This window comes from Embleya sp. L77, assembly GCF_055557415.1.
This window is the reverse complement of sequence record NZ_CM145709.1, coordinates 2,448,352-2,466,954: the sequence shown is the minus strand read 5'-3', so window position 1 is coordinate 2,466,954 and position 18,603 is coordinate 2,448,352. Positions and strand designations below refer to the sequence as shown.

The following is an 18,603-nucleotide window of genomic DNA, read 5'->3' as shown; positions in this document are numbered from 1 at the left end:
AGGCCGGCCCGAGTAGGAACGGGTGGGCACGGGTGGAAGCCGCGCCCGGTGGTCGGCACTCACGACCACCGGGCGCCCGAAGGAGCCGGAACGGCCCTACAACACCTCGATGTTGGGCCCCGCGCCGAGCACCCGTCGGCAGTCGAGCACGTAGTCGGCGGTGCGCAGCAGATCCAGATCGACATCGTCGTGGTCGACGAGCAGCACCACCGCGTCCGCGGCGGCCACCGTCTGCGCGGTCAACTCCACCCGTCGCAACCGGGCGTCCACGACCTGGGCGAGGTCCACGTGCGGGTCCGCGGCGGTGACCTCCGCACCCAGGTTCAGCAACAACCGGGCCACGTGCGTGGACGGCGACTCCCGGGCGTCGCCGGTGTTCTTCTTGTACGCGAGTCCCACCAGCAACACCCGGGAGCCGTTGACCGATCGGCGCCGGGTGTTGAACGCGGCGGTGAGCCGGCGGATCACGTAGTCCGGCATGTGGTTGTTGACGTCGTTGGCCAACTCCACGAAACGAAAGCTCTGGCCGAGCGCACGCTGCACCCGCCAGGACAGGTACGACGGGTCGATCGGCAGGCAGTGCCCGCCGACACCCGGCCCCGGGGTGAAGCGCAGGAAGCCGAACGGCTTGGTCGAGCAGGCATCGATCGCCTCCCACACGTCGATGCCCAGGTCGTGGGCGAACATCGCGACCTCGTTGACGAGCGCGATGTTCACGTGCCGGAAGGTGTTCTCGATCAACTTGACCAACTCGGCCTCCTTCGGCGAGGAGACCGGCACGACGCGGTCGATCAGCGAACCGTAGAAACCCTCCACGACCGCCAACGAGGCGGCGTCCACCCCGGAGACCACCTTGGGCGTGTTGACCAGGTTCCAGGTCGGGTTGCCCGGGTCGATCCGCTCCGGGCTGTAGCCCAGGTGGAAGTCCCGGCCCACGGTCAGACCCGAGCCCTCCTCCAGGATCGGGCCGACCAGTTCCTCGGTGGTGCCCGGATAGGTGGTCGATTCGAGCACCACGCACGCGCCGGGCCGCAGATAGCGGGCCAGGGTGCGGGCGCACTCCTCGATGTAGCTCAGATCCGGGACGCCCTCGCGCAGCGGCGTGGGCACGGTGATCACCGCGATGTCGTAGCCGCCCAGATCACGCGGCTCGGCGGTGGCGCGGTAGCTGCCCGCGTCCAGGATCGCCCGCACGTGTGCGGACGGGATGTCCTCGACGTACGACTCGCCCGCCGCGAGCCGCTTGATCCGCCCCTCGTCGACGTCGTAGCCGACCACCTCGTGACCCACCTGTGCGGCCCGAACCGCCAGCGGCAGCCCCACATAACCCTGACCGGCGATGACAACACGCATCCGAGACTCCCCCTCCTCGCGCAACCGCCCACCCCCGAGCGGCTGGTGATGCAACGTCAGAGGCGGCCGGGCACGTGATCGGCACGCGGCTTGGCCACCACCCACGACGACACGAGCCCGGCCACGCGTTCGCCGCGCACCACCGCTCCGGGAAAGCGCGAGACCAACTCGGTACGCCGGGCCGGGAACACCCGAGGCTCCGATCCGGCGATCCGCGACCGCAGGTGACCGGGCATCAGATGCAGCGCGGGCAACGAGGTCTGCGGATCGAGCGGATGCTCCCGGGCGGCGGTGCGCAGCCAGTAGCGCTCCGCCGAGGCGTGCACGACATCGGCCAGCCGGGCCCGGGCGGTCGGCGCGGCCAACCGATCGAGCAGCCCGTCGCACACCACCAGGTCGCAACTCCCGGACCACTCCAGCGGATCGGCCGCCTCATGGACCAACCACGAGGCCGACCCGGCGGATCCGCTCGCGGCCTCGACCACGCGCACGTGCGCGGGCCGCACCGGGGCGTGCCACCAGAACTCGGCCGAGCCGCCCAGGTCCACCACCCGCAGCCGCTCGATGTCCGGGAACGCCTCGCGAAACCACAACCATCGTCGTGCCCGCGCCCCGGCCTCCACCTGGGTGCGCGCGGCAGCCGCGCGCCCCGACCAGGCCCGGACCAGGCGTTGCGGTTGTGCCATCGTGCGTGATCCCCCCTGACGAGCCCGCGGCCGAGCGCCGCGGACCGCCCATCAGGCTATGGGCACAACCGCACTCCCATGCGGGAAACCGGCGAACCCGAGGCGTCCCGGATCCGAACATGCGAACGGCCCCGGGGAAGGATCCCGGGGCCGTCCGCGGTCGTGGGCGAGCCGGCCGGGCGCCGGCCCGGACCGGTTCGGTCAGGCGCTGGGCCAGACGATGCTCTGGATCTCGCTGTAGGCGGCCAGCCCGTACGAGCCGCCGTCCCGGCCGACACCGGACTGCTTGAAGCCGCCGAACGCAGCCTCCATGTTGCGGCCCACGGTGTTCACCCCGACACCGCCCGAGCGCAACCGGCGGGCGATGCCGTAGGCGCGCGTGGTGTCGCCCGCGAACACGTAGGAGAGCAGGCCGTAGTCCGAGTCGTTGGCGAGCCGGATCGCCTCCTCCTCGTCCCCGTCGAACGGAATCACCGTGACCACGGGGCCGAAGAACTCCTCGCGCGCGATGGTCATCTCGTTGGTCGCGTCCGCGAACAGCGTGGGCGCGACGTAGAAGCCCTTCTCGAAGTCGGGACGCTCGCCGCCGACCACCAGCCGGGCGCCCTCCTCGCGGCCCTTGGCGATCAGCGCCTCCACCCGGCCGCGCTGCACCGCCGAGATGACCGGGGTGACCTGCGTCGCCGGGTCCAGCGGGCTGCCCACCTTCAGGCCGCGCGCGTGCTCCGCGAGCCGCTCCACCAGCCGGTCGTAGATGCCGCGCTGGGCGATCACCCGGGTCGGCGCGGTGCAGATCTGGCCCGCGTAGAAGCTCCACACCGTGCCGATGCCGTGCACGGCCGCGTCCAGGTCCGCGTCGTCGAGCACGATGCACGCGCCCTTGCCGCCGAGCTCCATCAGCTGGCGCTTGAACGTGCGGCCCGCGACCTCGGCGATCCGCGAGCCGACCAGCGTCGAACCGGTGAAGCTGATCATGTCCACGTGCGGCGAGGCCACCGTGGCCTCGGAGACGTCCACTCCCGAGCCGGTGATGATGTTCAGCACGCCGGCGGGCAGCCCGGCCTCGGCCAGCGCCTCGGCCATCCGGTACACCGCCAGCGGGTCCTGCGGCGCGGGCTTGACCACGACCGTGTTGCCCATCGCCAGGGCCGGCGCGACCTTGCCCGCGCTGTTCGCGAGCGGGTTGTTGTACGACGTGATGCAGGTGACCACGCCGACCGGCTGGCGGATCTCCTGCGCCCCGAAGATGCCCGCCCGGCTCAGCGCGGTCTCCGGGGTCGCCTGCGGGTTGAGGGCGAACTCGGTCGGCTCCAGCGCGCCCTTGGCGTAGCGCTTGAAGCGCGAGTACGTGGTGCCCAGCTGCATCATGCCCGCGACCGCCAAGGTCGCGCCGGTCTCGGCGGAGGCGAGCGGGACCACTTCGCCGCCCATCTTCAGGAACAGGTCCGCGGCCCGGTCCAGGATGCCGGCGCGCTCCTCGGGCGTGGTCCGCGACCAGGTGCCGAACGCCTCCGCCGCCGCCGCCGTGGCCGCGTTCGCCTGCTCCACCGACGCCTCGGGCGCCAGGCCCACGACCTCCTCGGTCGCCGGGTTGATCACTTCGTAGTGACCGCGCTCCGGCTCGACCCATTCGCCGCCGATGTAGAGCTTCTGCTGCGCGCTGCTCATCGTGTCCGTCGTCTCCCCTGGTCCAGCCGCTGCCCCGGACTCCCGACGGCCCGCCGGAAATCCGACGACCCGTCAGATTCCTCTTCGCAGGCCATTGGACCCCCTAACAGTCGCATTGCCAAGAGGGAGAGGTGGGCGGTACTGGTCACAGTCACACGTTGTCATCACGGGCGACACCGACGTCTTCGGGCGTAGGGTTGTCGGGGAACCCCGGTCCTTTTCCAAGGTCGGGGCCGTTCGCGTTGCGGAGGATCCAACCGGCCCATGAGTCTGACCGGTCTGCTAGACATCGTCGTCCAGGACCCCGCCGTCGCCGAGGCGGTGCGGGCCGCGTCCGAGGGCCGCGGTACCGCCCTCGACCTCGTCGGACCACCGGCACTGCGCCCGTTCGTGGTGGCCGCCATCGCGGCCCGCGCGGACCGGCCGGTGCTCGCGGTCACCGCCACCACCCGCGAGTGCGAGGACCTGGTGGCCGCGCTCGGGTCGCTGCTGCCCGAGGACTCCGTCGTGGAGTACCCCTCGTGGGAGACGCTGCCGCACGAGCGGCTCTCCCCGCGCTCGGACACCGTCGGGCGCCGGCTCGCGGTGCTGCGCAGACTCGCGCACCCGACCTCGGGTGGCCTCGCCGACTCCGGCACCGGCACCCTCAAGGTCGTCGTCGCCCCGATTCGCAGCGTGCTCCAACCCCAGGTCAAGGGGCTCGGCGACCTGGAGCCGGTGGCGCTGACCGCCGGGCAGGACATCGCCCTGGACACCGTCGTCGAACAGCTCGCCGCGGCTGCCTACTCCCGGGTCGACCTGGTGGAGAAGCGCGGCGAGTTCGCGGTGCGCGGCGGGATCCTGGACGTCTTCCCGCCGACCGAGGAGCACCCGCTCCGGGTCGAGTTCTGGGGCGACCAGGTCGAGGAGATCCGCTGGTTCAAGGTCGCCGACCAGCGTTCCCTGGAGACCGCCGAGCACGGCCTGTGGGCACCGCCCTGCCGCGAACTGCTGCTCACCGACCAGGTGCGCGAGCGGGCCCGCGAGCTGCTCGTGGAGCACCCCGGGCTGGTCGAGATGCTCGGCCGGATCGCCGAGGGCATCGCCGTCGAGGGCATGGAGTCGCTCGCGCCCGCCCTGGTGGACGACATGGAGCTGCTCCTGGACGTGCTGCCGGCCGGGAGCCACGTGCTGGTCTGCGACCCGGAGCGGGTGCGTACCCGCTCGGCGGACCTGGTGGCCACCAGCCGCGAGTTCCTGGACGCCTCCTGGGCCGCCGCGGCGGGCGGCGGGGAGAGCCCGATCGACCTGGGCGCCGCATCCCTGTGGAGCCTGGCGGACGTACGCGAGCACGCCGCCGAGATCGGCGTGCCGTGGTGGTCGCTCAGCCCGTTCAGCGCGGACGCCGACGACACGGGCACCGGGATCGGCGCGGTCGAGGCCGAGGCCTACCGCGGCGACGCGCAGCGGGTGCTGGCCGAGATCAAGGGCCGGCTCGCCGAGGACTGGCGGGTGGTGCTGGTCACCGAGGGCCACGGCCCGGCGGCACGATTCGTCGAGACGTTGTCCGGTGAGGGAGTCGCCGCCCGGCTGGACGCCGACCTGGCGCAGGTGCCGGACACCGGCATCGTGCACGTGACCACGGGCTGCATCGGCCACGGCTTCAGCTCCGAGCCGCTGCGCACCCTCGTGCTCACCGAGGAGGACGTCTCCGGCCAGCGCACCTCCACCAAGGACATGCGCCGGCTGCCCAGCCGGCGGCGCAACATGGTCGACCCGCTCCAGCTCAAGCCCGGCGACTTCGTCGTGCACGAGTCGCACGGCGTGGGCCGCTACGTCGAGATGCTCCAGCGCACCGTGCAGGGCGCGCAGCGCGAGTACCTGGTCCTGGAGTACGCGCCGGCCAAGCGCGGCCAACCCGGCGACCGCCTGTTCGTGCCCACCGACCAGCTGGAACAGGTGACCAAGTACGTCGGCGGCGAGAGCCCGTCGCTGCACCGGCTCGGCGGCGCCGACTGGGCCAAGACCAAGGCCAAGGCGAAGAAGGCGATCAAGGAGATCGCCGGCGACCTGATCAAGCTCTACTCGGCCCGGATGGCCGCGCCCGGACACGCGTTCGGACCGGACACCCCGTGGCAGCGCGAGCTGGAGGACGCCTTCCCCTACATCGAGACGCCCGACCAGCTCTCCTCGATCGAGGAGGTCAAGGGCGACATGGAGAAGCCGATCCCGATGGACCGGCTGATCTGTGGCGACGTCGGCTACGGCAAGACCGAGATCGCCGTGCGCGCGGCCTTCAAGGCGGTGCAGGACGGCAAGCAGGTGGCCGTCCTGGTGCCCACCACGCTGCTCGTCCAGCAGCACTTCTCCACGTTCTCCGAGCGCTACGCGCAGTTCCCGGTCGTGGTGAAGTCGCTGTCCCGGTTCCAGACCGAGACCGAGGCCAAGGCGGTCCTGGAGGGCCTGCGCGAAGGCTCGATCGACATCGTGATCGGCACCCACCGGCTGTTCTCGGCCGAGACGAAGTTCAAGGACCTGGGCCTGGTCATCGTCGACGAGGAGCAGCGCTTCGGCGTCGAACACAAGGAGCAGCTGAAGAAGTTGCGGGCGAACGTGGACGTGCTCACCATGTCCGCGACGCCGATCCCGCGCACCCTGGAGATGGCGGTCACCGGCATCCGCGAGATGTCCACGATCACCACGCCGCCCGAGGAGCGGCATCCGGTGCTGACCTTCGTCGGGCCGTACGAGGAGAAGCAGATGGGCGCCGCGATCCGGCGCGAGCTGCTGCGCGAGGGCCAGGTCTTCTACATCCACAACCGGGTCGAGTCGATCGACCGCGCGGCCGCGCGGATCCGCGAGCTGGTGCCCGAGGCCCGGGTGGCGATCGCGCACGGACAGATGCACGAGAACGCGCTCGAACAGGTGGTCGTGGACTTCTGGGAGAAGGAGTTCGACGTCCTGGTCTGCACCACGATCGTCGAGTCCGGGATCGACATCTCCAACGCGAACACGCTGATCGTCGAGCGGGCCGACAACTTCGGCCTGTCCCAGCTGCACCAGCTGCGCGGCCGGGTCGGCCGCGGGCGCGAACGCGCGTACGCGTACTTCCTGTATCCGCCGGAGAAGCCGCTGACCGAGACCGCGCACGAGCGGCTCGCCACCATCGCCCAGCACACCGAGATGGGCGCGGGCATGTTCGTGGCGATGAAGGACCTGGAGATCCGCGGCGCGGGCAACCTGCTCGGTGGCGAGCAGTCCGGGCACATCGCGGGCGTCGGATTCGACCTGTACGTGCGGATGGTCGGGGAGGCGGTCAACCAGTACAAGGAGCTCGCGGCGGGCGGCGAGGGCGCCGAGGAGATCTCGGAGATCCGGGTCGAGCTGCCCATCGACGCGCACGTCCCGCACGACTACGTGCCCGGGGAACGGCTGCGCCTGGAGGCGTACCGGCGGATCGCGGCGATCACCTGCGAAGCGGACATCGACGCGGTGCGGGCCGAACTGGTGGACCGCTACGGGCCGTTGCCGCAGCCGGTGGAGAACCTGCTGGAGGTGGCCCGATTCCGCGCGCACGTGCGCGGCGCGGGCCTGGCCGACGTCACCCTCCAGGGCAACTTCGTCCGGTTCGGACCGGTCGATCTGCGCGAGTCGCAGCAGTTGCGGCTCCAGCGGCTCTACCCGAAGACCCTGGTCAAGACGGCCACCCACCAGATTCTGGTGCCCAAGCCGATGACCGCCCGGATCGGCGGCCAACCGCTGCGCGACGTCGCGCTGCTGGCCTGGGCGCGCGACCTGGTGGACGCGATCCTGCTGGAGCCGATCGGCGCGGCGAAGAAGTAGCCGCGGTTCCCGGGCCGGCGCGGTGCGCCGGCCCGGGAAAGCCGAGGCGGTCCGCCGATCGGCCCGGATGATCTTGCCGAATGTGCGGACTTCGAGCGTGCCCACCCGTATCTTTGATCGTTGGTCATGGGTCGCACGCCTGCCGTGGCCGACAGTCGTACCGCCGTACAGCGCCATCGAGCCCCGGGAGTTCGTGTGAGTCGCACGTCGCGTTCCGTCCCTGTCGATTCCGCGCACCGCCGGCGGCGATCCGCGGCCCGGACCCGGGTGGCCGCGGCGGGCCTGGTGCTCGTCACCGGCTTCGCGCTCGCCGGCTGCTCGGATTCCAAGGCCGGCGCCGCCGCCACGGTCGGCGGGGACCGGATCGAGATCTCCACCCTGAATGCCAAGGTCGACAAGCTCGAGCAGGCGTTCAGCCGAAACAACCTGTCGCTGGCCGGTACGAGCGCACAACTGGAGGCCAACCAGGCCGAGTTGGTGCAGCTGATCGCGCGTCGGGTGGTCGACGAGGCGGCCCGGCGCAACCACGTCGCGCTGAACGCGACCCAGGTGCTCCAGGCCCGGCGGGCGCTGGAGACGAGGCTCGGCAGCCCGGAGGCGCTCCAGGTCCGGCTGCTGCAGACGGGGGTGCTGCCCGGCGAGGTGGACGAATTCGTACGCACCGAGGCGCTCAAGCGGGAGATCGCCAAGGCACGGGGGATCCAGCTCGACTCGGCCGAGGCCCAGGCCCAGCTGAACGGCTACCTGAGCGACGTGGCGAGCTCGATGAAGATCACCGTGAACCCGCGCTACGGTGCCTGGGACTCGGCGAAGCTGAGCACGACGCCCGCCACGTACTCGTGGCTCGCCGCGGGCACCCAGCCCGCCGCACCCGGCCTCGTGGAGGTCCCGCCCGGCGCGGAGAGCGGCACCTGACCCGGACCGTAGGCTGGCCGGGTGAGTGACTCGCCTGCTTCCGCGCCGCCCGCCCGCCTCGTCCTGCTCGCCGGGACCCATCGGGTCGCACCCGGTCTGCTGAGCTGGCCCGCGTGGCACACGCTGCGCGAGGCGGCCGGTACGCCGACCGGGTGCGTGCTGACCGCGGACGCCGACCATCCGCAGCTGCCGTATCTGCGCGAGGCGGGCGTCGAGGTCGAGACGGTGGACCTCGAAGCGGGCCCGCGCGCGCTCGCCCGCCGGTTGCTGGAGCGGGCCCGGACCGGCCTGGTGGTCTGGCTCGCGGCCATTGACGACGACCCGGGCCTGGGTCCGGCGCTCGCACAGGTCGCCGCGGGCGGCGAGGACGCCGAGCCGATCCCGGAGATCGAACTGCTGCCCGGCGCGTGGGACCTGCCGGGTGCGCGACTGCTCGACCTGGTCGCGGTGATGGACCGGCTGCGCTCGCCGGGGGGTTGTCCCTGGGACGCGAAGCAGACCCACGAGTCGCTCGCGCGGTACCTGGTCGAGGAGACCTACGAGCTGGTCGACGCGATCGACTCGGGGGACCGGGACCACCTGCGCGAGGAACTCGGCGACGTGCTGATGCAGGTGTTCTTCCACGCCCGGGTGGCCGAGGAGGACGAGGCCGACCCGTTCTCGATCGACGACGTGGCCGGCGGCATCGTGGACAAGCTGATCAGCCGCCACCCGCACGTGTTCGCCGACGTCGAGGCGGACACCCCCGAGGCGGTCGAGGCGAACTGGGATTCGCTCAAGGCGGCGGAGAAGAGCGATCGGGCCTCGGCGCTGGACGGCATCGCGATGAGCCAGCCGGCACTGGCGCTGGCGGCGAAGCACCTGTCCCGCACCCGCAAGGCGGGGCTGAGCGTGCCCACACCCGCGCTGCCGACGGGCTTCGAGGACGACGACTACGTCGGCCCCGAGGCGATCGGCGACCTGCTGCTCGCCGTGACCGAACTGGCCGCCCGCCGGGGCGTCGACGCCGAGACCGCGCTGCGCGCCGCGACCCTGCGGCACGGCGACCGGGTGCGCGAGGTCGAAGGACGATAGCCGAAACGCACGAGGGCCCGGAACCGATCGGTTCCGGGCCCTCGTCGCGTCCATCGATCACACGCGTCGCGTCAAACGATCACACGCGGCGGAAGATCAGCGCGCGCTTGACCTCCTGGATCGCCTTGGTGACCTCGATGCCACGCGGGCACGCCTCGGTGCAGTTGAAGGTCGTGCGGCAGCGCCACACGCCCTCCTTCTCGTTGAGGATCTCCAGGCGCTCCTCGGCGCCCTCGTCCCGCGAGTCGAAGATGAACCGGTGCGCGTTGACGATCGCGGCCGGGCCGAAGTACTGCCCGTCGCTCCAGAACACCGGGCACGACGTGGTGCACGCCGCGCACAGGATGCACTTGGTGGTGTCGTCGAAACGCTCGCGGTCCTCGGGCGACTGCAACCTCTCGCGCGTCGGCTCGTTGCCGGACGTGATCAGGAACGGCATCACGTCCTTGTACGCCTGCATGAACGGGTCCATGTCGACGACGAGGTCCTTCTCCAGCTTCAGGCCCTTGATCGCCTCGACCGTGATCGGCTTGGCCATGTCCAGGTCCTTGACCAGGGTCTTGCAGGCCAGCCGGTTGCGGCCGTTGATCCGCATCGCGTCCGAGCCGCAGATGCCGTGCGCGCACGAGCGCCGGAAGGTCAGCGAACCGTCCTGCTCCGCCTTGATCTTCATCATCGCGGTCAGGATGCGCTCGGTCGGGTCGGCCTCGACCTTGAAGTCCTGCCAGTACGGCTCCGCGTCGGTCTCCGGGTCGAACCGGCGGATCCGCAGCGTGATCGTGATCAGGGTGTGGTCACGTTCGGCGGCCGTGGCTCCGTGCCCCTTGCCGGGCGCGGTCTCTTCCACTACGGCAGTCATCAGTACTTACGCTCCATCGGCTGGTAGCGGGTGACCACGACCGGCTTGTAGCCCAGGCGGATCGAGTGCTCGCCCTTCGCGTCGACCTCGCGGTACGCCATCGTGTGCTTCATGTAGTTCTCGTCGTCGCGCGCCTGGAAGTCCTCGCGGGCGTGACCGCCGCGGGACTCCTTGCGGTTCTGCGCGCCGACCACCAGGACCTCGGCGAGGTCGAGCAGGAAGCCCAACTCGATCGCCTCCAGCAGGTCGGTGTTGTACCGCTTGCCCTTGTCCTGGATGGAGACGTCCAGGTAGCGCTTCTGCAGGCCCTTGATGTCGGAGAGCGCCTGCTTGAGCGTCTCCTCGGTGCGGTAGACGCCGGCGTTGGCGTCCATCGTCTCCTGCATCTCGGCGCGGATCCGACCGACCCGCTCGGTGCCGGCGCTGTCGCGCAGCCGCTCGATCATTTCCACCACGGTGGCCGCCGGAGCCTCCGGCAACTCGACGAAGTCGTGCGACGTGGCGTACTCGGCGGCGGCGATGCCGGCCCGCCGGCCGAACACGTTGATGTCGAGCAGCGAGTTGGTGCCCAGCCGGTTGGAGCCGTGCACGGACACGCAGGCGACCTCGCCGGCCGCGTACAGACCGGGCACCACCGTGGTGTTGTCCGCGAGCACCTCGGCCTCGACGTTGGTCGGGATGCCGCCCATCGCGTAGTGCGCGGTGGGGTACACCGGGACCAGCTCGGTGGTCGGCTCGACGCCCAGGTAGGTGCGAGCGAACTCGGTGATGTCGGGCAGCTTCTCCTCGATCTGCTCCGCCGGCAGGTGGGTCAGGTCGAGGTAGACGTAGTCCTTGTTCGGACCCGCGCCGCGGCCTTCGAGCACCTCCAGGACCATCGAGCGCGCGACGATGTCACGCGGCGCGAGGTCCTTGATGGTGGGCGCGTAGCGCTCCATGAAGCGCTCGCCGTCCGCGTTGCGCAGGATGCCGCCCTCGCCGCGGGCGCCCTCGGTGAGCAGGATGCCCAGGCCCGCGAGACCGGTCGGGTGGAACTGGTAGAACTCCATGTCCTCCAGCGGCAGTCCCCGGCGCCACGCGATGCCCATGCCGTCGCCGGTGAGGGTGTGCGCGTTCGAGGTGGTCTTGAAGACCTTGCCGAAGCCGCCGGTCGCGAAGATCACCGACTTGGCCTGGAAGACGTGGATCTCGCCGGTGGCCAGCTCGTAGGCGACGACGCCCGACGTGGTCTTGTTGCCCGCCTCGTCCTCGACCAGGAGCAGGTCGAGCACGTAGAACTCGTTGTAGAACTCGACGTTCTGCTTGACGCAGTTCTGGAACAGCGTCTGCAGGATCATGTGGCCGGTGCGGTCCGCCGCGTAGCAGGAGCGGCGCACGGCCGCCTTGCCGTGGTCGCGGGTGTGTCCGCCGAAGCGGCGCTGGTCGATCCGGCCCTCGGGGGTCCGGGAGAAGGGGAGGCCCATCTTCTCCAGGTCCAGGACGGCGTCGATCGCCTCCTTGCACATGATCTCCGCGGCGTCCTGGTCGGTGAGGTAGTCACCACCCTTGACCGTGTCGAACGTGTGCCACTCCCAGTTGTCCTCCTCGACGTTCGCGAGGGCGGCACACATGCCGCCCTGTGCGGCGCCGGTGTGCGAACGCGTGGGGTACAGCTTGGTCAGTACGGCGGTACGGCTGCGCTTGCTCGACTCCAGGGCCGCGCGCATGCCGGCGCCGCCCGCGCCGACGATGACGGTGTCGTACTTGTGGGTCTGCATGATGCTCGTTCAGTCCTCGGGTACTGGTCAGCTGCCGATGTTCGGGTCGAAGGTGAAGATCACCAAGGTCCCCAGGAAAAGCACGATCAGCGCGGACGTGTAGAGCAGCGCCTTGAGCCAGAACCGGGTCTGGTCCCGCTCCGCGTAGTCGTTGATGATCGTGCGCAGACCGTTGACACCGTGCAGCTCGGCGAGCCACAGCATGATGAGGTCCCACGACTGCCAGAACGGCGAGGACCAGCGGCCCGCGACGAACGCGAAGCCGATCTTGGACACACCGCCGTCCAGGACGAGCTGAATGATCAGGTGGCCGATGACCAGGACGACCAGCAGGACGCCCGACAGCCGCATGAACAGCCAGCTGTAGAGCTCGAAGTTGGTCTTGGTCGAACGCGGTGAACGCTTGCTGCGCGGAGACTCGATCGACGGACCGCCGCCGTGGATCTTGGGCGCGTTTTCGATGGTGGCGGACACTTCAGCTCCCGAAGATGGTCTTGATCGAGTGCTGCAGGATCGGGTAGGCACTCCCGGCCATCAGCACGACCCAGACGCCGACGACAGTCCAGAGCATCTGCTTCTGGTAGCGCGGGCCCTTCTCCCAGAAGTCCACCGCGATGATCCGCAGACCATTGAGTGCGTGGAACAGGATGGCCGCGACGAGTCCGTACTCGAGCAGGTTGACGAACGGGTTCTTGTAGATGTCGATCGTCTGGTCGTACGCCTCGGGCGATACGCGAACGAGTGCGGTGTCGAGGACGTGCGCGAACAGGAAGAAGAAGATGAGGACGCCGGTGACTCGATGAGCCACCCAGGACCACATGCCTTCCCGGCCGCGGTAGAGCGTTCCAGCCGGCACGGAAACTACCCTCCGGGTGCGGTACAAGGGGGACGCGGCCGGCTGGGAGGGTGTCCGCATTCCGTGTCGGACCCTCTGGTTGTCGGTCGGCCCGGCCGGGTATCGGTCGCCCGGCCCCGGCCATGGTAGCCACCGATCGGGTGCCCCCTTGTGGCAGGGCGCGCGATGTGATCCATTCCGCATGGCGCGGGGGAACCATCCGGGTGACCGGGACGTCACGGGTCACGAAATACTGACGCCCCGTCAGCACCCGTACGGGTGAAAGCGCCACGCTTGGGGACGAAAGATCGGGGCAAGCGCGAAGCCCCTGCTCACAGACGTGACCGATGGGTAGGGCCGGCATCACATCGGCAGTGCGTATTCATCGGCCCCGTCGGTCCCTACGATGCGACCCATGACGGAGGCTACTGTCGATGGCGGCACGTCTACCGGGTCCACCTTCGCGAGCCAGTTCCCGCAGCCCACGCGGGAACAATGGCAGCGCCTCGTGGCCGGCGTGCTCCGCAAATCGAAGGTGCTGGGCGAGAACGACGCGCCCGAGCGCCCCGAAGACCTGCTCGCGACCACTACCTACGACGGCATCAAGCTGTCCCCGCTGTACACGGAGGCGGCCGCCCGGCCGGGCGTACCCGGGCTGAGCCCGTTCGTCCGGGGCTCGCGCGCGGCCGGACACGCCGCGGACGGTTGGGACGTGCGCCAGTTGCACGCCGACCGCGATCCGGCCCGGGCCAACGAGAGCGTGCTCGCCGATCTGGAGAACGGGGTCACCTCGGTCTTCCTGCAGGTGGGTGACGGCGCGTTGGCGCCGGAAGACCTGGCCCGCGCGCTCGACGGGGTACTGCTCGACCTGGCGCCGGTGGCCCTGGCCACCGGCGCCGACTTCGTCGCGGCCGGCGACGCACTGCTCGCGGTGTTCCGGGCGAGCGGCGTCGCTCCCGGCGAACTGCGCGGCAACGCGGGCGCCGACCCGATCTCGCACCACGCGCGTACCGGGGCGGGCGCCGATGTGGCAGCCGCCGCCGACCTCGCGACCCGGGTGCACGCGCGGTTCCCGGCGCTGCAGGCGATCGCCGTGGACGGGCAGCCATACCACGAGGCGGGTGGCTCGGACGGCCAGGAACTGGGCGCCGCCACCGCGGCCGGCGTCGCGTACCTGCGCGCGCTGACCGATGCCGGACTCGACGTGGACACCGCGCTGGGCCTGCTCGAATTCCGCTTCGCGGCCACCGCCGAACAGTTCCCGACCATCGCCAAGCTGCGCGCGGCCCGCCGGTTGTGGGCCCGGGTGGCCCAGGTGTCCGGCGCCTCGGCGGCGGCCGGTGCCCAGCGCCAGCACGCGCTGACCTCGTGGGCGATGACCACCCGGCGCGACCCCTGGGTCAACATGCTGCGCACCACGGTCGCCTCCTTCGCGGCCGGCGTCGGCGGCGCCGACGCGATCACCGTGCGCGCCTTCGACGCCGCGATCGGCCTGTCCGACCCGTTCTCCCGGCGGATCGCCCGCAATACGCAGGCACTGCTCCTGGAGGAGTCGCACCTCGCACAGGTGATCGACCCGGCCGGCGGCTCGTGGTTCGTCGAACAGCTCACCGACGACCTCGCGCGCACCGGCTGGGCGTTCTTCCAGGAGATCGAGCGGCGCGGCGGGATCGTCGCGGTGCTCGACTCGGGCTGGCTGGCCGGGCAACTGGCCGAGGTGCGGGCCAAGCGGGACAAGGACATCGCCGATCGCACCGACCCGATCACCGGCGTCAGCGAGTTCCCCAACCTGACCGAGGTGCCCGTCGTGCGCGAACCCGCGCCCGACGTCCCGGTCTCCGCGGCCGGGCTGCCCCGGGTGCGCTACGCCGAGCCGTACGAGTCGCTGCGCGACCGCTCGGACGCGCTGCTCGCCGCCTCCGGTGCGCGTCCGAGTGTGTTCCTGGCCACGCTGGGTCCGCTCGCGCAGTACACCGCGCGGGCCGGCTTCGCCGGCAACCTGTTCGCCGCCGGCGGTATCGCCGCCGTCGAAGCGGGCATCACCGCGGTGGACGAGGGTGCGGTCGAGCAGATCCTGGAGCGGTGGACGGCGGCCGGCCGGCCGGCGACCGTCGTGCTCGCCTCCTCGGAGAAGGTGTACGCGACCCTGGCGGCACCGGTCGCCGCGGCACTGCGCGCGGCCGGCGCCCGCCGGATCCTGCTCGCGGGCCAAAAGGCGCACGGAGCCGACCTGGACGGGTACGTGTACACCGGGTGCGACGCGCTCGCCGTCCTGCACGCCACGTACGAGACCCTGGCGGAATCCCCGGAGGGGGCGAAATGAGCATTCCCGACTTCACCCAGGTCGAGCTCGACGCGCCCGCGTCCGGTGACCTCGACGCGTGGCGGGACGCCGTGCGCGAGGAGACCGGCAAGGACGCGGACGCGCTGACCCACGACACTCCCGAGGGCATCCCGCTCAAGGCGCTGTACACCGAGGAGGACCTGGAGGGGCTCGACTTCCTGGGCACCTACCCGGGCATCACGCCGTTCCTGCGCGGTCCGTACCCGACGATGTACGTCAACCAGCCGTGGACGATCCGCCAGTACGCGGGTTTCTCCACCGCGGAGGAGTCGAACGCCTTCTACCGGCGCAACCTGGCGGCCGGGCAGAAGGGCCTGTCGATCGCGTTCGACCTGGCCACGCACCGCGGCTACGACTCGGACCATCCGCGGGTGACCGGCGACGTGGGCATGGCGGGTGTCGCGATCGACTCGATCTACGACATGCGCCAACTCTTCGACGGCATCCCGCTGGACCGGATGTCGGTCTCGATGACGATGAACGGCGCGGTGCTGCCCGTGCTCGCGCTCTACATCGTCGCGGCCGAGGAGCAGGGGGTGGCACCGGAACACCTGACGGGGACGATCCAAAACGACGTCCTCAAGGAGTTCATGGTCCGCAACACCTACATCTATCCGCCCAAGCCCTCGATGTCGATCATCTCCGACATCTTCGCGTACACGTCGCAGAAGATGCCGAAGTTCAACTCGATCTCGATCTCCGGCTACCACATCCAGGAGGCCGGGGCCACGGCCGACCTGGAGCTGGCGTACACGCTCGCGGACGGCATCGAGTACCTGCGCGCCGGGGTCGCGGCGGGCCTGGACATCGACGCCTTCGCGCCGCGCCTGTCGTTCTTCTGGGCGATCGGGATGAACTTCTTCATGGAGGTCGCCAAGCTGCGCGCCGCGCGCCTGCTGTGGGCCGACATCGTGAAGTCGTTCGGCGCGAAGAACCCCAAGTCCTTCTCGCTGCGCACGCACTCGCAGACCTCGGGCTGGTCGCTGACCGCGCAGGACGTGTTCAACAACGTGGTGCGCACCTGCCTGGAGGCGATGGCCTCGACCCAGGGGCACACCCAGTCGCTGCACACCAACGCGCTGGACGAGGCGCTCGCGCTGCCGACCGACTTCTCCGCCCGGATCGCGCGCAACACCCAGCTGCTGCTCCAGCAGGAGTCCGGCACGTGCGACGTGATCGACCCATGGGGTGGTTCGGCCTACATCGAGCGGCTCACCCACGACCTCGCGGTGCGCGCCCGCGAGCACATCGCCGAGGCCGAGCGGGCCGGCGGCATGGCGTCGGCGATCGCCGAGGGCCTGCCCAAGCTGCGGATCGAGGAGGCGGCGGCGCGGACCCAGGCCCGGATCGACTCGGGCCGGCAGTCGGTGATCGGCGTGAACAAGTACCTGGTCGCCAGCGACGAGGCGATCGACGTGCTCAAGATCGACAACAAGGCGGTCCGCGAGGGCCAGTTGGACAAGCTGCGCAGGTTGCGCGAGGAACGCGACGACGACGCGGTGCGCCGCGCGCTGGCCGCGCTCTCCGGCGCGGCGCAGGCCGACGTCGAGGGCACCCGGCCGCGCGATCTCGAACACAACCTGCTCGCGCTCGCCGTGGACGCCGCGCGGGCCAAGGCCACCGTCGGGGAGATCTCCGACGCGCTGGAGTCGGCGTACGGGCGTCACCAGGCGCAGATCCGCACGCTGACCGGGGTCTACCGGGAAGAGGTGGGCATGTCGCCGAACGTGGAGACGGCCCGTTCGCTGGTCGCCCGGTTCGAGGAATCGGAGGGTCGCCGGCCGCGCATCCTGGTGGCCAAGATGGGCCAGGACGGCCACGACCGGGGGCAGAAGGTGATCGCCACCGCCTTTGCCGACCTCGGCTTCGACGTGGACGTGGGCGCGCTGTTCCAGACGCCGGGCGAGGTGGCCCGACAGGCGGTCGAGGCGGACGTGCACGTGGTCGGCGTGTCCTCGCTCGCGGCCGGTCACCTCACCCTGGTGCCGGCGCTGCGTCAGGAGCTCGCCGCGCTGGACGCCGAGGAGATCATGGTCGTGGTCGGCGGGGTGATCCCGCCCGCCGACGTGCAGCCGCTGCTCGACATGGGCGCCACGGCGGTCTTCCCGCCCGGCACGGTGATCGCGGATGCCGCGGTGGACCTGCTCAAGGGCCTGTACAAGCAGTTGGACCACGAGCTGCCGGTCGACTGATGGCACGCGTGATCGACGTCGGCGCGTACGCCGAGGGCGTGCTCGCGGGCAACCGGACGATCCTGGCCCGGGCGGTCACGCTGGTCGAGTCCACCCGGGCCGACCACCGCGACCTCGCGCAGGAGCTGCTGGTCAAGCTGTTGCCGCACGCCGGCGGTGCCCACCGGGTGGGCATCACCGGCGTGCCCGGTGTGGGCAAGTCCACGTTCATCGAGACGCTGGGCACCCGGCTGACCGGCGAGGGGCACCGGGTGGCGGTGCTCGCGGTGGACCCGTCCTCCTCCCGGCACGGCGGCAGCATTCTGGGCGACAAGACCCGGATGGGTCGGCTCGCCGTGGACGACAACGCGTTCGTCCGTCCCTCGCCGACCGCGGGCACGCTGGGCGGCGTGGCGCGGGCGACCCGCGAGTCGATCGTGTTGATGGAGGCGGCCGGCCACGACGTGGTGCTCGTGGAGACGGTCGGCGTGGGTCAGTCCGAGACCACCGTGGCGAACATGGTCGACTGCTTCCTGTTCCTGACCCTCGCGCGCACCGGCGACCAGCTCCAGGGCATCAAGAAGGGCGTCCTGGAGCTGGCCGACGTGGTCGCGGTGAACAAGGCGGACGGCGAGTACGCGCTCGCCGCCCGCCGGGCGGCCCGCGAACTGGCGGGCGCGCTGCGGCTGATGCGCCGGGCCGGAGAGTCCTGGACGACGCCGGTGCTGACCTGCTCCGGCCTGTCCGGGGAGGGCCTGGACGAGGTCTGGGACACCATCCTCAAGCATCGGCGGACCCTGGAGACGACCGGCGAGTTGGCCGAACTCCGGCGTCGACAGCAGGTCGACTGGACGTGGGCGACGGTGCACGACTCGCTGCTGGCCGAGTTGCGCGGGCACCCCGCGGTGCGGGCTATCGTGCCCGGCCTCGAACGCGACGTCCGGGAGGGCAGTCTCACCGCGACGCTCGCCGCGTCTCGCATCCTGGACGCGTTCCATGGGCGGCAAGGGGAGTCCTGATCAATCGGACGCTTGGTTGATACGGGGCCGAGCGCGCGGAAGTCGTCCATTGCGGGAACGAGCGCACAGTCATACCCCTACCGGCCGTAGCGCATGCGCC

At 70.7% G+C, this 18,603-nt stretch carries 13 protein-coding genes; 6 read left to right on the top strand and 7 right to left on the bottom strand.

All coding sequences use genetic code 11. From position 1 onward, the window contains the following. Positions 1 to 96: 96 nt before the first annotated feature. From ACZOOI_RS10085 to ACZOOI_RS10075, 3 genes are all read right to left on the bottom strand, one after another. Positions 97 to 1,353: a nucleotide sugar dehydrogenase gene (locus tag ACZOOI_RS10085; RefSeq protein ID WP_391585298.1), complete on the bottom strand. Its 1,257-nt coding sequence runs from the start codon at positions 1,351 to 1,353 to the stop codon at positions 97 to 99. Between the two features lie 56 nt (positions 1,354 to 1,409). Continuing rightward, positions 1,410 to 2,039 carry a hypothetical protein gene (locus ACZOOI_RS10080; RefSeq protein WP_465280382.1) on the bottom strand — a complete coding sequence of 210 codons (630 nt, stop codon included), beginning with the start codon at positions 2,037 to 2,039 and terminating at the stop codon, positions 1,410 to 1,412. A gap of 201 nt (positions 2,040 to 2,240) precedes the next feature. Then, on the bottom strand, positions 2,241 to 3,707 hold the full coding sequence (locus ACZOOI_RS10075) for an aldehyde dehydrogenase family protein (protein WP_465280381.1): 1,467 nt from the start codon (positions 3,705 to 3,707) through the stop codon (positions 2,241 to 2,243). 264 nt (positions 3,708 to 3,971) lie between these two features. Here ACZOOI_RS10075 and mfd point away from each other — a divergent pair, with 264 nt between their 5' ends. The 3 genes from mfd to ACZOOI_RS10060 all read left to right on the top strand — a co-directional run bounded on the left by mfd (position 3,972) and on the right by ACZOOI_RS10060 (position 9,518). Further along, the gene (mfd, locus tag ACZOOI_RS10070) at positions 3,972 to 7,529 is read left to right on the top strand and encodes a transcription-repair coupling factor (RefSeq protein WP_465280380.1); all 3,558 of its coding nucleotides are present in this window, start codon (positions 3,972 to 3,974) and stop codon (positions 7,527 to 7,529) included. Positions 7,530 to 7,724: 195 nt separating this feature from the next. Continuing rightward, on the top strand, positions 7,725 to 8,444 hold the full coding sequence (locus ACZOOI_RS10065; protein WP_465280379.1) for a SurA N-terminal domain-containing protein: 720 nt from the start codon (positions 7,725 to 7,727) through the stop codon (positions 8,442 to 8,444). 21 nt (positions 8,445 to 8,465) lie between these two features. Then, a complete protein-coding gene (locus tag ACZOOI_RS10060; RefSeq protein WP_465280378.1) occupies positions 8,466 to 9,518 on the top strand; it encodes a nucleoside triphosphate pyrophosphohydrolase in 1,053 nt (350 codons plus the stop codon). 79 nt (positions 9,519 to 9,597) lie between these two features. On the opposite strand, the gene ACZOOI_RS10055 is transcribed toward ACZOOI_RS10060, so the two are convergent. The 4 genes from ACZOOI_RS10055 to sdhC are packed head-to-tail and all read right to left on the bottom strand — an operon-like array spanning position 9,598 to position 12,990. Beyond that, positions 9,598 to 10,380, bottom strand: coding sequence for a succinate dehydrogenase iron-sulfur subunit (locus ACZOOI_RS10055; protein WP_391585528.1), 783 nt, complete (start codon positions 10,378 to 10,380; stop codon positions 9,598 to 9,600). Further along, the gene (gene sdhA / locus ACZOOI_RS10050) at positions 10,377 to 12,134 is read right to left on the bottom strand and encodes a succinate dehydrogenase flavoprotein subunit (protein ID WP_465280377.1); all 1,758 of its coding nucleotides are present in this window, start codon (positions 12,132 to 12,134) and stop codon (positions 10,377 to 10,379) included. The genes ACZOOI_RS10055 and sdhA overlap by 4 nt, the downstream gene beginning before the upstream one ends. Positions 12,135 to 12,161: 27 nt before the next feature. After that, positions 12,162 to 12,608, bottom strand: coding sequence for a succinate dehydrogenase hydrophobic membrane anchor subunit (locus tag ACZOOI_RS10045; RefSeq protein ID WP_465280376.1), 447 nt, complete (start codon positions 12,606 to 12,608; stop codon positions 12,162 to 12,164). Position 12,609: 1 nt separating this feature from the next. Then, positions 12,610 to 12,990, bottom strand: a complete 381-nt coding sequence (gene sdhC, locus ACZOOI_RS10040) for a succinate dehydrogenase, cytochrome b556 subunit (RefSeq protein ID WP_355542205.1) — start codon at positions 12,988 to 12,990, stop codon at positions 12,610 to 12,612. 394 nt (positions 12,991 to 13,384) lie between these two features. On the opposite strand from sdhC, the gene ACZOOI_RS10035 reads away from it, so the two are divergent. From ACZOOI_RS10035 to meaB, 3 genes are read left to right on the top strand one after another with little or no spacing between them, the layout of a single operon-like run. Further along, entirely contained in the window at positions 13,385 to 15,292 is a 1,908-nt protein-coding gene (locus tag ACZOOI_RS10035) for a methylmalonyl-CoA mutase subunit beta (protein WP_465280375.1), read from the top strand. Further along, on the top strand, positions 15,289 to 17,505 hold the full coding sequence (gene scpA / locus ACZOOI_RS10030) for a methylmalonyl-CoA mutase (RefSeq protein ID WP_465280374.1): 2,217 nt from the start codon (positions 15,289 to 15,291) through the stop codon (positions 17,503 to 17,505). Before ACZOOI_RS10035 ends, scpA begins: the two co-directional genes overlap by 4 nt. Next, the gene (gene meaB / locus ACZOOI_RS10025) at positions 17,505 to 18,503 is read left to right on the top strand and encodes a methylmalonyl Co-A mutase-associated GTPase MeaB (protein ID WP_465280373.1); all 999 of its coding nucleotides are present in this window, start codon (positions 17,505 to 17,507) and stop codon (positions 18,501 to 18,503) included. The genes scpA and meaB overlap by 1 nt, the downstream gene beginning before the upstream one ends. The last annotated feature ends 100 nt before the right edge of the window (positions 18,504 to 18,603 follow it).